General features: G+C 37.5%; 17 protein-coding genes. All 17 read right to left on the bottom strand.

Going from position 1 to position 13881, the window contains the following annotated elements:
* Nucleotides 1–74: 74 nt before the first annotated feature.
* On the bottom strand, nt 75–956 hold the full coding sequence (locus tag B4D49_RS08865; RefSeq protein WP_286784146.1) for a MetQ/NlpA family ABC transporter substrate-binding protein: 882 nt from the start codon (nt 954–956) through the stop codon (nt 75–77).
* Nucleotides 957–1063: 107 nt separating this feature from the next.
* Nucleotides 1064–1903, bottom strand: a complete 840-nt coding sequence (locus B4D49_RS08860) for an amino acid ABC transporter substrate-binding protein (protein ID WP_286784145.1) — start codon at nt 1901–1903, stop codon at nt 1064–1066.
* A 104-nt stretch (nt 1904–2007) separates the two neighbouring features.
* On the bottom strand, nt 2008–3156 hold the full coding sequence (locus B4D49_RS08855; RefSeq protein ID WP_286784144.1) for an amidohydrolase: 1149 nt from the start codon (nt 3154–3156) through the stop codon (nt 2008–2010).
* Nucleotides 3157–3954, bottom strand: coding sequence for a transporter substrate-binding domain-containing protein (locus B4D49_RS08850; protein WP_286784143.1), 798 nt, complete (start codon nt 3952–3954; stop codon nt 3157–3159). It abuts the gene before it with no gap.
* A gap of 25 nt (nt 3955–3979) precedes the next feature.
* On the bottom strand, nt 3980–4666 hold the full coding sequence (locus tag B4D49_RS08845) for a gamma-glutamyl-gamma-aminobutyrate hydrolase family protein (protein ID WP_199543073.1): 687 nt from the start codon (nt 4664–4666) through the stop codon (nt 3980–3982).
* A 174-nt stretch (nt 4667–4840) separates the two neighbouring features.
* Nucleotides 4841–5557, bottom strand: coding sequence for a YebC/PmpR family DNA-binding transcriptional regulator (locus tag B4D49_RS08840; RefSeq protein ID WP_024343611.1), 717 nt, complete (start codon nt 5555–5557; stop codon nt 4841–4843).
* A 218-nt stretch (nt 5558–5775) separates the two neighbouring features.
* On the bottom strand, nt 5776–6870 hold the full coding sequence (locus B4D49_RS08835; protein WP_286784142.1) for a nucleotidyltransferase: 1095 nt from the start codon (nt 6868–6870) through the stop codon (nt 5776–5778).
* Nucleotides 6867–7790, bottom strand: coding sequence for a hypothetical protein (locus B4D49_RS08830; RefSeq protein WP_286784141.1), 924 nt, complete (start codon nt 7788–7790; stop codon nt 6867–6869). The genes B4D49_RS08835 and B4D49_RS08830 overlap by 4 nt, the downstream gene beginning before the upstream one ends.
* Nucleotides 7791–7821: 31 nt before the next feature.
* Nucleotides 7822–8559 (bottom strand): class I SAM-dependent DNA methyltransferase, encoded by a 738-nt coding sequence (locus B4D49_RS08825; protein WP_199543077.1) that lies wholly within the window; start codon nt 8557–8559, stop codon nt 7822–7824.
* 60 nt (nt 8560–8619) lie between these two features.
* Nucleotides 8620–8973, bottom strand: coding sequence for a ribosome silencing factor (gene rsfS / locus B4D49_RS08820; RefSeq protein WP_003066240.1), 354 nt, complete (start codon nt 8971–8973; stop codon nt 8620–8622).
* The gene (locus B4D49_RS08815) at nt 8974–9486 is read right to left on the bottom strand and encodes a cysteine hydrolase family protein (RefSeq protein WP_199543079.1); all 513 of its coding nucleotides are present in this window, start codon (nt 9484–9486) and stop codon (nt 8974–8976) included.
* Nucleotides 9483–10082, bottom strand: coding sequence for a bis(5'-nucleosyl)-tetraphosphatase (symmetrical) YqeK (gene yqeK, locus B4D49_RS08810; RefSeq protein WP_286784140.1), 600 nt, complete (start codon nt 10080–10082; stop codon nt 9483–9485). The genes B4D49_RS08815 and yqeK overlap by 4 nt, the downstream gene beginning before the upstream one ends.
* Complete coding sequence (locus B4D49_RS08805; protein WP_199543098.1) at nt 10072–10710, bottom strand: nicotinate-nucleotide adenylyltransferase; 639 nt, start codon at nt 10708–10710, stop codon at nt 10072–10074. Before B4D49_RS08805 ends, yqeK begins: the two co-directional genes overlap by 11 nt.
* 66 nt (nt 10711–10776) lie before the next feature.
* Nucleotides 10777–11091, bottom strand: coding sequence for a ribosome assembly RNA-binding protein YhbY (gene yhbY / locus B4D49_RS08800; protein WP_074482503.1), 315 nt, complete (start codon nt 11089–11091; stop codon nt 10777–10779).
* 114 nt (nt 11092–11205) lie between these two features.
* Nucleotides 11206–12324 carry a ribosome biogenesis GTPase YqeH gene (gene yqeH, locus B4D49_RS08795; RefSeq protein WP_286784139.1) on the bottom strand — a complete coding sequence of 373 codons (1119 nt, stop codon included), beginning with the start codon at nt 12322–12324 and terminating at the stop codon, nt 11206–11208.
* On the bottom strand, nt 12324–12851 hold the full coding sequence (locus tag B4D49_RS08790; RefSeq protein ID WP_199543116.1) for a YqeG family HAD IIIA-type phosphatase: 528 nt from the start codon (nt 12849–12851) through the stop codon (nt 12324–12326). The genes yqeH and B4D49_RS08790 overlap by 1 nt, the downstream gene beginning before the upstream one ends.
* A gap of 119 nt (nt 12852–12970) precedes the next feature.
* Nucleotides 12971–13879, bottom strand: a complete 909-nt coding sequence (locus B4D49_RS08785; protein WP_286784138.1) for a DMT family transporter — start codon at nt 13877–13879, stop codon at nt 12971–12973.
* Between the last annotated feature and the right edge of the window lie 2 nt (nt 13880–13881).

The raw sequence follows: 13881 nt of genomic DNA, 5'->3' as shown, positions 1-13881 counted from the left end.
ATTTAAAAGCATTTTCAAAATAGAATTTGGCGTGTTTAAAAACACGCCAAATCACTTAATTTTTCAATAATCTCTTATTCTTCTGAAGAAACTTTAGCACCTTTCCAAGCTGGAATATCAACGTTATTTGAAGCTTCTTGAATTACTTTACCAACTTCATCAGTTTGGTAAACTGAAATCAATTTCTTAATAGCTTTAGCTTTGCTTGATTTTTTCCAATCTTTTTGTGCAGCAATGACGTTAACCCATTGGTCTGAGTTTTTATCAACAGCTTCTTTATAAAGTGTTGTTTTGTAATCTACTTTTGCTGCTTGCGCATATGAGTTATTAACAATAGCTGCATCAACTGATGACAATGTTGAAGCAGTTTGCGCAGCATCAACTTCTTTGATATCTAAATCTTTTGGATTTGATGAAATGTTTTTGATAGTTGCCAATTCTTTGCCATCAACATCCAATTTAATCAAACCAGCTGATTGAAGAAGGTAAAGGGCACGACTTTCATTTGAAGCATCGTTAGGAACTGAGATAGTAGCTTTTTCAGGAATGTCTTTGACATCAGTGTATTTTGCTTTGCCATTTTCTGTACCTGAGAAGATGCGAATTGGACTAAGAAGTGTGTCAGCTGCTTCAACCAAAGTTCCTTTATTTTCTGAATTCCAGTTATTCAAGAAATATTTGTGTTGGAAGGCATTGACATCCACCTCACCATTTTGAAGCGCTTCGTTTGGTTGGTTGTAGTCAGTGAACTCAACCAATTCAATTTCTACACCTTTATCTTTAGCCAATTCTTTGACTTTATCCCAAAGTGGTTCAGTTGCATCATCCAAAGTCATGATACCAACTTTAAGTTTTGAATCATCTGAAGCAGATTTTGAAGAACCACCACAAGCGGTCAACAATACAGTTGATGCAAGAGCTACACTAGCTAATCCAAATAATTTTTTTAATTTCATATCTATTTCCTCTCTCCTTTAACTCGTGATATCATTCTAACCTAATTAGTTATAGGTTTCAAATTGTTAAAATCAAGGTTTAGTTATAGTTTTAAACTATAACTAAATTATTTTTCCGATGGAACTTTTAAGTCTTTAGCAGTTGGTGTATAATCTCCGCCAAGATATTTTTGTGCTAATTCTGACAAAGTGCCATCTTTTTGCAAGGTTTTCAAGCGCTTGTTAACGAATGTTTGCAAGTCTTTTTGATCTTGTCCCAAAATGAAATAAATAAATGGTTGTTCATCAGATTTCAATTCGATGGTTTTCAAATTATCTAATTTTTGATTTTTAATGATAGTATTTACCGTTGGGGCATCAAAAATCTTGAAATCAAATTTACCGTCATTCAAGTTTGTCAAAACTTGAGTGATATTTTCATTAGTGTAGTTAAGTTCAACAGGCTTGCTATCATTTTCTGTATTGAATTTTTCAAGCTGCGCTGCTGTTGTTGTCCCTTGAACAACTTGCGTTGAATGTCCTGCTATATCGTCGTAAGACGTGATATCAGAGTCTTTTGGCACCACTAGAACCGATGGGGTTGAACCAATAGGATAAGAATATAGGTATTTAGCTGAACGTTCTTTGGTATAACTGATATTATTGCCGCCAAGCTGATATTTCCCAGAATCAAGTCCTGTGAAAATAGATGACCATTCTGTTTTCTTAAAATTCACTTTATATTGATCAGAATCTTTGAAAACAGCTTTTGCCACCTCGATATCATAACCAGTCAATTTCCCAGATTCTTCGTATGAAAATGGAGCCGTTGTCCCTACTGTCGCAAAGGTCACTTCTTCTTTACCAGAAGAGGCCTTTGAAGAGGGATCCGATGAACAAGCTGCTAAAAAAGCAGCTGACGCTAGTGCTAGTCCTGTTATTCCTATCATTTTTTTAACTAATGTCATATCGTTTCCTACCTTCTCTTTTAGAGTTGTTTACATCTTAACATCAGATAAGCTTCTTAACAAATACTTAAATTCTATCACCGCGATAAAGAAATCTTATCACCCTAGGCCTTTTGTGTCTTTGCAAAATAATCTAACAAATAAAGAGCATTTTCCACAAAATACTGAACAGCCGTTGGAAGAGCCTCATCTTTTACCGTAAATGTATCATGATGAAGGTCTGCCGCATCAGCATCACCATTACTTCCAATCAAGGCAAAAATACCTGGAATTTTCTCTTGATAAGCTGCAAAATCTTCCCCTATGGTGAGTGGTTCCACTTCTACGACTTTTGCAAATTGTTTTGAATGCTCAAAAATAAGAGGTGTCAAAATTTCGTCGTTAAAGGTCACCGTTGGGGTTCTCCCCCACTCAATCTCGACTGACGCATTAAATTGATCAGCTGTATTTTCCACAACCCTAATGAAAGCATCACGCAAGTGCTGGCGAGTTTCTGGTGAAAATGAGCGCATTGTTCCTTCAAAATAGCCTGATTCAGGCATAACATTCCAAGTACTTCCCACATCAATATGTGTTACCGACAAAACAGCTGACTCAAAAGGAGAGACTGTACGGCTGATAATAGCTTGCGCATTATTAACAATTGTTGTGATAGCAAGAACCGCATCTGTCCCAAAATCAGGGCGAGCCGCATGCCCACTCACTCCGCTGATAGTCACTTTAAATTTATCAACAGCTGCCATGATTGCTTTTGAACGAAGTCCTATTTCGCCAGGTTTAAGATGTGGGTAATTATGATAGCCAATAATAGCTGAAACATCCTTAAGGCCACCATTTTCAATCACTTGATAAGCCCCTACTGAAACTTCCTCAGCTGGCTGAAAAATCAATCGAATCGTTCCGTTTAACTGCCCTTCTTGAGCCTTTAAAAGCTCAGCAGCACCAAGAAGACTTGTCTGGTGGAAATCATGCCCACAGGCGTGCATAGCGCCATTCTTGCTAGCATATTCAAAAGTATTTCGCTCCTTGATTGGTAAAGCATCAATATCTGCACGCAAAGCAATAACGGGCTTACCATGTCCAATTTCGGCAATAAAACCCGTTGGTAACTCTGTTTCAAGAATACGAATCCCTAAATTTGAAATGTATTCTTTCAAAAAGGCTGTCGTCTCAAATTCATTCTCCGAAACCTCAGGATGCGCATGAATATGATGACGAATCTCTGCTAATTTTGTGTAAAAATCTTTTGTCATTTATTTGCCTCTACTGCCGACTTTTCTGGTAAGTAAATAACTACCACCTAGATATTTCTGGCTCAATTTTTCTAAAGTGCCATTATCATAAAGTTTTTTAACCGCCTTGTTAAATTCTCCTTGTAACTTCTCACTGTCACTTGAGAAAATAATATAATTATTTGGATTATCATCTGTCTTTAAATCAATAACCCTCAAATCTAGTTGTTTTTGTTTGATAATTGTATCGACAGAGATTTTATCAAAAATGAGATAATCAAATTCTCCACTATCCAAGTCTAATAATCGTTTCGTTACATCTTCTCCTGAATATTCAATTATCGATGGAGAATCACTATGCTTTTTATTCCAATCATCAACAAATTTTGCAGTTGATGTCCCAGTGTCATCTTGTGTCTTTTTACCACCAATATCATCTAAAGATTTAATCTTAGAATCTTTCTTAGTGACTAAAACCAAGGGATTTTTAGCAATTGGCACAGAATATAAATACTTGCTTGCACGTTCTTTGGTATAAGAAAGATTATTAGCAGCACCCTGATAAATCTCGCTATCTAAGCCAACAAAGATAGAATCCCAGGCAGTCTTTTTAAAACTAATTTCATAATCATCAATGTATTTACTAGCTGATTTGATCACTTGAATATCATAGCCAGTCAATTGACCTTTTGCATTTTGATACGAAAAAGGCTTGATATCACCAGCTGTTGCAATGACTGCTTTTTGATCAGCCGCTTCAACATTAACAGCCAAACCAGCACTTAGTAAAACAGTTAATCCTAATAAAACTTTTTTCATTTTCACTCCTCAAACGCTGTTAACACTACAATTGCTGTACTAAGTAACTAAAAATTCTACGACTTTCTGCTTTTTCTAGGAGTAATTCTGGATGCCATTGGAAGCCCAAAATTGGAGCACCATCTTTGCTTTCATAAGCTTCAATTGTACCATCACGAGGGTCTCGCGCTGTCGCAACCAAACTTGGTGCTAAATCTTTCACACTTTGTTGATGAAACGAATTAACCCAAGCACCTGTTGAGACCAATTGACTCACACGGCTATTGGGTACAATTTCCACTTCTTGTGACGTTCCAGAAAAGTCTTTTTGCCAGTGGTGTTCAACTTTTTGATTCAGTGTTCCACCCAAAGCCACGTTCAACAATTGCATACCACGGCAAACCGCAAAAATAGGTTTATTTTGCTTGAGTGCTTCTTTTATCAAAGCTAGTTCAAATTCATCACGCTCTAAACTATAATCATCACTATCAATGGTTTGTTTTTCACCATAAAATTTTGGTGTCACATTTTGACCACCTGATAGGATTAATTTATCAATCATATCAATATAAGATTTAGCTAAATCTGGACTACCAACTGGAATAATAATCGGAAGTCCACCAGCTTCTTTGACGCCATCAGAAAGATGTCGTGAAACAACATCATATTCTAAGCCCGATCGAGCTGGGAGTTCTTGAATATTTCCCGAAATGCCAACGATAACTTTTTCCATAGGAACGCCTCTCTTTCTTTTAGAATAGCATTATCTCTTGTAATTAGATTTATTGTAAAACAAAAGAAAAGAGAATGCCAATAGTTATTTTTTATCAGAGAGATAGTCTCTATCTATAACACAAAAACACCCAGCTTTACTAAGCTAGGTGCTTCTCTTTTTTATCTGATTAAATTAGAAATCTGATACATTGTGGTAAACTTTTTGAACGTCTTCATCATCTTCAAGAGCGTCAACAAGTTTTTCAAATGTTTCAAGGTCTTCACCTTCAAGTGTTACTTCTGATTGAGGAATCATTTCAAGTTCAGTAACTTTGAATTCTTCGATGCCGTTAGCACGCAAAGCTTCGATACCTTTGTGAAGGTCAGTTGGAGCTGTGTAAACAGTTACCACACCATCTTCTGCTTCAACATCTTCAACATCAACATCAGCTTCTAGCAATTGTTCAAAAATGCTATCTGCGTCATCGCCATCAAAGACAATAACACCTTTTTTATCGAACATGTAAGATACAGAACCAGATGCTCCCATGTTACCACCGTTTTTACCAAATGCAGTACGCAAGTTAGCAGCAGTACGGTTAACATTACTTGTCAAAGTATCAACGATGATCATTGAACCGTTTGGTCCAAATCCTTCGTAACGACCTTCAACGAAAGTTTCGTCTGTATTACCTTTTGCTTTATCGATTGCGCGGTCGATAACGTGTTTTGGTACTTGCGCTTGTTTTGCACGTTCAAGTACAAATTTAAGAGCTGAGTTTGATTCTGGATCTGGTTCACCTTTTTTAGCAGCAACATAGATTTCAACACCAAATTTAGCATAAACTTTAGAGTTAGCACCATCTTTGGCAGTTTTTTTGGCAACAATATTGGCCCACTTACGTCCCATGGGTAGTCTCCTTTGTAAAGATTATTATTTGTTTTAGCATGATTAATGATTTGAACTATAAAAAATAGCCAAATTCTTGAACTACTGAACTAGCAGAGCTAAATTCGTAATCCTTTTTATTATAGCACTTTGACAAGCCTGTGTAAAATGTTCCTAAAAATTAAAAGCGAAAACTGAGCTCAACAAAAGCCCAGTTTTTAGTTTGTTTATGTAAACGCTTATTTTGTGATTCCAATCGGCACTTTTCCCCAAGTTTGCTCTTGAATCTGTGGATTTCCAAGTTGATAGACTTGGTCGGCTTGTTGGGTTACCACGTCCCACGGTTTTGCACCGATTCTAGCGACGATATCCACAGACTTTTTCACTGTTTTGAGGTGCTTTTGCCCTTTTTCGGTAAATCCGAGCACGTGAACCGCTTCTGGCAAGGGCTTTTCCACAGCTCCGACCAAGATATAAGCCAAAATGCGACGGATTCGAGCCTTCGTGTAGCGCTTCGTGGCGACTTTATCCACCAATTCGTCCACAGTCGCTACGCTCCTAATAGCTGAGCTGATACGGCTAGCTAACTCTTCATTAACCTGGAAAATCCTTGTCAAATCAGGGTTTGTCACGATTTGGTACTTGAGCAATTGGAAATAATTCTCCCAAGTCACTTGAGGGGCGCTTAGGAAAAGGTCAGCTTGCGGCATGAATTTGTCCACAAAATCTTTGTCTTGTCTGTGGATACGCAAATTTGTCGCGGAGGCAAAAGCCACATCAGTATCAAGCGAGTGATAACCTGCTCCCTGACGCATGATTGGGCTAAGCTTGATTGATTTTCCTGCGCAAGCTTTAGCATAAGAAAGCCCCAAAATATGATTTGGCGTGTTGCCTGTGAAGTTGACACCAGCAAATGTCTCCCACATTTTCTGCGTTTTCTGTGGATAAGACAAATTATCTGGCAAATTTTGCAAGTAATCCACCATTTTCTGTTGATTATCCGCATAAATCTGTGAAAAGTGTTGATAATCCAGATTTTCTTCCGTTCCAAATGCCAAGTTATCCACACCAAGGCGCTCTAAAATGTCCACCGCACCCTGCGCAAAGTAGTCCGCTGACTGAACAGCCACCAAAAATGGCAGCTCAACCACCAAATCAGCACCGCATTTCAGAGCCATTTCTGCGCGCGTCCATTTGTCCACAACCGCAGGCTCTCCACGCTGCACAAAATTCCCAGACATGGCAACAACCTTTACTCCTTCAGCCTGTGACAACAAATACTCATGCCCATTATGAAAAGGATTAAATTCAGCAATAATACCAGTGATAGTCATATTGTGCTCCTATATATTTTAGAGATAGAATATCGCGCATCTAGATTTTGTAATGTATAGTATATTCCCTCCACATCATGTGCATATTGCTCAGAATGATTATACTCATAAGCAATCTCATAAATCCAATCTCCTAATTCAGAATGATTATTGTACAGTTCTTGTATATTCTGAGTAAGTAAAAAAACACTATGATAATCATTTAATGAATCATTTTGCGCGATATTTCGAGTAGATGAATTTACTATCCTTTCAAAAATCCTTATAACTTTTGGTCTCTCAAAATCCTCTACTAATAAAATTGATGAAACTAAATAAAGTAATGAGTCATCTAATTTTAATAATATATCAAATTTCGATAAATAACTTTCAAATTTTCGTAAAATAAATTCATTACGCTTCAATGTATAGTTATCATTTTCATAGGTTACTTGTATAGCTGACACAATAAACATTCCCAATATTAAATACAATTGAAAAGTGGTATTGCTAGCATTAGGTAAAATATCCCCAATGTTACCTGTAAAAGCTATCACTGATAAATAGTAATTTAACATCAAAGAACTTATTGCTATAGCAAAAATAAAAATTCCATTCACCAGTTTTCGTCTACCCAACAGAATAACAAGTAAATACTCACCTAACCAAAAGAATAGTGAAATCAGCCAAAGCTTATTAAAGCCAATCATCAAATTTTCCAAATTATCATTCAAAAACCATATCACAAGGTAAGTAAAACATGAAAAAACAGGCGATATAAAAATCCAAAAAATAACGCTATTAGTACTTATAGTATTATTACTGTGAGAAAAAAAGCGAGTGTTAAAACCTTGATACTCTCTTAAATTTACTGATAAGATATTTTTTAACACCCAAAATTCTAGAACTACTGTAATAAAAATTAACAATAATTGGAGCATAAAAATACTTCCTACATACTTTATTTCTCCCCTACTTCTGACACACAAAGAACCAGCGTTCTGATTTTTTGCGTGGTTTTTTGTCTTCGAAATCAGCGTAGAGTTTGAATGATTTGAAACCTGCTTGTTCCAAGAGGATGTCGTAAGTCAAGACTTCATATGTGCGTTCTTCGTGGACTTCGTCGTAGCGTGTGAAGCGTCCGTCTTCGTCTTGCAAGAAGAAAGTCAATTCGTGGACAACTGAGTGCGGTGCATCATCAGCGTACGTGTCCCAGACCATGGCAAATTCTTCAGCATTTTCATGGTAAGAATAACCAGGAAAGACAGTGTCAGTCTTATAAGTTGAGTGTACGTCAAAGATGAAGACACCGCCGTCATTTAAGCTGTCATAGACTTGTTTGAAGACATCACCGACTTCAACTTCATCAGCCATATAACAGATAGAATCTGAGTAGCATGTCACCAAGTCGTATTTACCAGCTTGCGACAAATCAAGCATGTTGCCTTGCTTGAACTCGATATCTTCACCAGCAGCTGTTGCACGTTTTCTTGCGATTTCAAGCATATCCTCGCTCAAATCAAGCCCTGTCACGTCGAAGCCAGCTTTAGAAAAGCGTACTGACTGAATCCCAGTTCCACAGGCTAATTCCAAGAGCTTTTTCTTATCTTTTGGAAAATGGCGGAGCGAAAAGTCTGTCCATTTATCATAAAGGCTGTCGTCCATGATGGCATCATAAACCGCTGCAAATTTTTCGTAGTTTTTGTTCATTTTCGTTTCTCTTCAAGTTTCAAAAACCTTGCCAAATGGCAAGGCAAGGTAAGATTATCCTTAAGCAAGGTATTCTGACACATCGACCATAGGTGCTTCGTGCCACAATTTTTCGATGTTGTAGTGTTCGCGTTCGTCTTCTGAGAAGATGTGAACAACAACGTCGTTAAGGTCAAGTAGTACCCAACCAGTACGGCTATCACCTTCAGCATGGCTAGCGTCGCCACCAGCTTCTTTAACTTTTTCACGGATGTTTTCTGCAATAGCGTCCAGTTGACGTGTGTTCATAGCGCTAACCACTACAAAATAATCTGTCACACTAGTCAAACCATAAAGGTCCAAAACAACCATGTCTTCTGCACGTTTTTCATCAGCTGCTTTAACAACCAATTCTAGTAATTCTTTTTTATCCATTTAATCCTCTTTTAAAATTTCTTCTAAATCAGCCACTTGGGCAAAACGTCCATTCCAAGTGCTTTCATAATGCTGTATTAATTGTTCTGCTGTAATTTCTCTTTCAGCAAAGGTAGTCGTGCCATTTTTAATAACTGCCAAATCATAGCCAAACTCAAACGCCACCTTAACAGTCGTATCAATGCAATAATTCGTTGCCATGCCAATGATAATCAGCCGCTCAATAGATTGGCTATCCAGATAAGTCTGTAAATGAGTTTCTTTAAAAGCACTATTATATTGCTTATCAAAGATTTTTTCTCCTGCTTTCGGAGCAACACCGTCGTAAATTTTCCAGCCATGACTTCCTGTTAGTAGTTCATCGTCATTGTGGCGGACGTAAATCACCTCAATGTTTTTCTCACGACAAGTGGCGATTGCTTTTTGCCAGACAGACAAGCAGTTATCAACTACATACGGTTTAGCCTCTATCAAGGCTGTTTGAATATCAATCACTAACAGAGCTGTTTTCATTTGTCATCTTTCATAAACCCAACATACGCATTATAAGTTTCAATGGTTTGTGGGAAGATTGGAAAAGCTTGGTGTGCAAGGTGCTCAACGGTATGAACCGTTTCATAAGCCACTGCCTTATTAAGCGATTCTTTAGCAATCACACGCGCTTTTTCCACCAAAGGAAAGCGACGCCCTGGCTCGATGTAATCAGCTACATAGATAATTTTATCAAGCAGTGACATGTCACCTGAACCAACGGTATGTGTTTCAATACTACGCAAGATTTCCTTATCAGTGATACCCAAATCTTCTTGAATCTTATAAATGCCGACCATGCCATGCCAGACATTATTTCCCCATTTTTTGAGTTCTGGATCAAGCTGATGCTTATCAATCAAATCCAAAAATTCTTGATCAGAGAGTTCTTTGGCGTAATCATGAATCAAGCCAGCAAGTCCAGCTTTTTCAGTATTACAACCATAACGCTCAGCTAGTTCAATAGCAGCTTTTTCCACACCAAGAACATGTTTGAAACGCTTCTCGCTCATAACAGCTGATACTTTATCTAAAAGCTCAGCACGTTCAATTCCCGCAGTGTATGTCTCATAGGTCACGGTAAAGCCCTTCTTTCTCAATGTAGTCGATAACAGCAGGTGGCGTCAAGAAGTTTGGACGACAACCCATTTCAAAATGATGACGAACTAAACTTGATGAGATGTCCATCATTGGCACATCTACCCAGATGACAGGATATGATGTTCCAGCCTTATATTTAGGACGTTGAACACCAACAAACTGCACCATTTTAATCAATTCATCAATTTTGTACCATTTTGGAAGGTAATCAACCATATCAGCACCAATAATGAAATAGTAATCCACGTCCGGATTTTTTTCAATCAAAAGCTTCATGGTATCGTAAGTGTAACTGACACCTTTACGTTCTAGCTCAATAGTTTCAATGTCCAAGCCTTCAACACCCTCAATAGCTAATTCAAGCATTTTCAAGCGGTGTTTTTCATCAATCGTTTCTTTTTTATCAAGATGTGGTGGCTCATATTCGGGCATAAGAAGAACTTTGTCCAAACTTAATTGTTGGCGGACTTGGTCAGCAACCACGAGATGAGCATTGTGGACAGGGTTAAAATTTCCGCCCAAAATACCAATTTGCTTACGATTTTTATCTTTTTCTTTTTTCTCCAGTTCCACTTTGGTAAATGGAGTAACTAATTCTAATGCCATACGACTACCTCCGAGATAGGCATTACGCCCAGCTCTTTTAACTACATTGTCTATATTAGAAACAGACTATTTATTAAGTTCTTTTACTTTTGGTGAGATTTTACGGTTTTGTTTTTTAGATGATTCTTTGTAAAGAATAATGATACGACCGATTTTTAGTACTGTATCACAACCAATCTCATCTTCTAAGATTTCAGCAACTTCATGAATATCTTCATCAGTATTTTGAAGAAGTGTTACTTTAATCAATTCGCGTGCATCTAGTGCATTACGAATACTTGTTTTAATTTGGTCGTTAAGACCATTTTTACCAATTTGAACAATTGGTTTCATTGAATGTGCTTGTGATTTCAAAAAAGCACGTTGTTTTGATGTTAACATATCTATAACTCTAAGGGCATTCTCAAAAGCAGATGTCACTAGATAGTCATCTGATTGCTAGCCCAGGCTCAAATCAAGTAAAATTGACTTGAACTTCCTTTCTTTTTATTTTCCTTAAATCAACGCTTTACGAAGAAGAACAGCCACACCTTCTGGTGCCCAAGCTGCAATCTTCACTGGATTAGCTTGTGAGGCTTTAATACGAATCCAACCAAGTCCTGAATAAACCACATCCATTTTATCTTTGATGGTAAATTCATGGCGGACAAGTTTTGGAAACTCAGCCAATTCTTTATCACTTGGTGGTGTCAAAAGACTACCAACGTGTTTATCGTAAAAGGCATCGGCACCAGCTAATTTAGTACGGTGTAATTTCAAATTATTATCAAAATAAGCTGTGAAACCTTGTTTGTCACCAGCCACAAAATCAAAGCGACCCAAACCAGCTAAGAACAAAGTTTGTTCAGGATTGAGTTGGTAAGTTTTTGGTTTGATTTCTTTCTTAGGACTAATGTATTTTAAGTTTTTATCGCTAAGGTAATGCGCCATTTGGTGACGGTGAATGATACCTGGTGTATCGAAAATATGGCTACCGTCATCCAATGGGATTTCAATCTTATCAAGAGTTGTTCCTGGGAATCGAGAAGTTGTAATAATATCTTTTTCACCAGTAATTTCTTTGATGATAGCATTGATAAGTGTTGATTTACCAACGTTAGTCACACCTACCACATAAACATCACGTCCACGACGTAATTTTTCAATCTTATCAATCAAGTCCTTGATAGCTTGGTGATTTTGTGCACTTGTCAAGATAACGTCAACTGGTCGAAGTCCTTCTTCGTGAGCACGCTCAGTCAACCATTGTGTCACTTTTCCTGTTTTTACAGATTTTGGCAAAATATCTTTTTTGTTTCCGACAAGAAGAACATCATTGCCAGAGACAAAGCGTGACATTCCTGGGATAACTGATCCGTTAAAATCAAAGATATCCACAACATTAACCACAAGAGCATCACTATCACCAACTTCATGTAGAAGTTTTAAGAACTCATCATCTGTGATATGAACATCAGTGATTTCGTTATAGTGACGTAATCTAAAACATCTTTGACAATACAATTCACCAGTTTCTAAACCTTTTTCAAGGGCTGCTTTTGGTGTGTATCCTGCTTGTTCTTTATCTTCTGTTTGAATTTTGGCTCCGCAGCCAATACATAATAATTCTTCCATTAAATTCCTTTTTGATATTGGATTTTTCCGTATTTTTCTTCAAGTTTAGCCCAAACACGACGTTCACGCCAACGATTAATTCTAGTATTCCAAGCATCAGATTTAACCAAAGGTTTAACCAAAACAGATTGAATATCTGCACGGTGTGCCGCACGAATATCTGTCATCAACTGGTCACCAACCATGATAACTTCGTCACGGTCAAATCCATAACGCTTAATGGCTTTATTAATACCACGTGTGAAAGGCTTCATGGCACGGCTAACAAAATCCACACCAAAGCGTGATACCGCACGATCAACACGTGAATGACTATTATTTGATACAACAACAACTGAAATGTCAGCCATGGTCATTTCATCCAACCACGCGCGTACTTCAGGTGTCCCATCTGGGTTATTCCATGCAATTAAGGTATTATCTAAATCTACTAAAACGGCATGAATTCCATGTCGCAACAAATCGTCTGCTTTTAAATCATAAACTGCCTCAACCACGAAGGTCGGCCTATAATCGTCTATACTCAAATTACTCTCCAAAAAAATATATTTTACTATTTATTTTAACATATTTAGACCAATATGGCGAATTGGATAATACCTTAATTTAATAAAAAAGAGTGGAAAACCACTCTTTAATGAAATTGTTATTGCAATTGTTTTTTGACGACTACTAAATCTCGTAAAGAAATTAATAGAACCGCACCGATAATAAAAATCATTCCTAGAAAATCCATCGGATAAAAGACTTCGTGCATAATAGTCAAAGAAAAGAAAACTGAAGAAATTGGTTCAACACAGGCAAGCAAACTTCCCTTAACCGCGCCAACAATAGCTGTTCCCTTTAAAAATAAGCTATAGGCAAAAACCGTTCCAACAATGATGATTCCAAACAAACCAATCCAATTGCCAACATTTAGCACTAGAGTGTATTGCCATGGATGTACCAAAATCGGAAAAACAATTCCACCCATAATCATGCCAAGACCAATAACTGTGAAGCTACCATACTCACGAATTAATTTCGCCGGTAAAATAATATAAAACGAATAAGTTACCGCTGAAAACAATCCCCAAGCAAAACCACATGGCGTGATAGCTAGCCCATCAAGGCGCCCATGCATTGCAATGATAAAAGTTCCTAAAACCGCTAAGATAATCGCCAATATTTCACTTCCTCTTGGCAGTTGTTTCTTTCTCAAAGAGACATAGGCCAAAACAAGAATTGGCGCCATATACTGTATAACCGTTGCTGTCCCTGCATTTGTGCTTTCAATTGCTCTTAGATAAGCATACTGATTCATCACAAGCCCAATCAGTGAAAAAATGGCAATACCACCAAGTGCTTTTAGTGACGTCACAGCCTTCAAAAACGTCTCACACTGATTGAGTGCTGCAATAGTCGTCATTATCACACCAGCTGTAATTAAACGTACACAAGACAATAAGTCGACATTAATTCCATGGGCCATCAAATATTGCCCTGAAACCCCAGAAATCCCCCAGAATATCCCTGCAATAAGAACCATAATAGTTCCCTTAAACATCTTATTCATCT

This window comes from Streptococcus sp. UBA4344 (assembly GCF_002393675.1).
Classification (GTDB): Bacteria; Bacillota; Bacilli; order Lactobacillales; family Streptococcaceae; genus Streptococcus; species Streptococcus vicugnae.
This window is presented reverse-complemented; position numbering and strand designations above follow the sequence as displayed.

Bases quoted from the DNA above. Each gene is read 5' to 3' on its own strand.
- B4D49_RS08865 (WP_286784146.1), bottom strand. From the start codon at position 956: ATGAAATTAAAAAAATTATTTGGATTAGCTAGTGTAGCTCTTGCATCA.
- B4D49_RS08860 (WP_286784145.1), bottom strand. From the start codon at position 1,903: ATGACATTAGTTAAAAAAATGATAGGAATAACAGGACTAGCACTAGCG.
- B4D49_RS08855 (WP_286784144.1), bottom strand. From the start codon at position 3,156: ATGACAAAAGATTTTTACACAAAATTAGCAGAGATTCGTCATCATATT.
- B4D49_RS08850 (WP_286784143.1), bottom strand. From the start codon at position 3,954: ATGAAAAAAGTTTTATTAGGATTAACTGTTTTACTAAGTGCTGGTTTG.
- B4D49_RS08845 (WP_199543073.1), bottom strand. From the start codon at position 4,666: ATGGAAAAAGTTATCGTTGGCATTTCGGGAAATATTCAAGAACTCCCA.
- B4D49_RS08840 (WP_024343611.1), bottom strand. From the start codon at position 5,557: ATGGGACGTAAGTGGGCCAATATTGTTGCCAAAAAAACTGCCAAAGAT.
- B4D49_RS08835 (WP_286784142.1), bottom strand. From the start codon at position 6,870: ATGACTATCACTGGTATTATTGCTGAATTTAATCCTTTTCATAATGGG.
- B4D49_RS08830 (WP_286784141.1), bottom strand. From the start codon at position 7,790: ATGCTCCAATTATTGTTAATTTTTATTACAGTAGTTCTAGAATTTTGG.
- B4D49_RS08825 (WP_199543077.1), bottom strand. From the start codon at position 8,559: ATGAACAAAAACTACGAAAAATTTGCAGCGGTTTATGATGCCATCATG.
- rsfS (WP_003066240.1), bottom strand. From the start codon at position 8,973: ATGGATAAAAAAGAATTACTAGAATTGGTTGTTAAAGCAGCTGATGAA.
- B4D49_RS08815 (WP_199543079.1), bottom strand. From the start codon at position 9,486: ATGAAAACAGCTCTGTTAGTGATTGATATTCAAACAGCCTTGATAGAG.
- B4D49_RS08805 (WP_199543098.1), bottom strand. From the start codon at position 10,710: ATGGCATTAGAATTAGTTACTCCATTTACCAAAGTGGAACTGGAGAAA.
- yhbY (WP_074482503.1), bottom strand. From the start codon at position 11,091: ATGTTAACATCAAAACAACGTGCTTTTTTGAAATCACAAGCACATTCA.
- yqeH (WP_286784139.1), bottom strand. From the start codon at position 12,324: ATGGAAGAATTATTATGTATTGGCTGCGGAGCCAAAATTCAAACAGAA.
- B4D49_RS08785 (WP_286784138.1), bottom strand. From the start codon at position 13,879: ATGAATAAGATGTTTAAGGGAACTATTATGGTTCTTATTGCAGGGATA.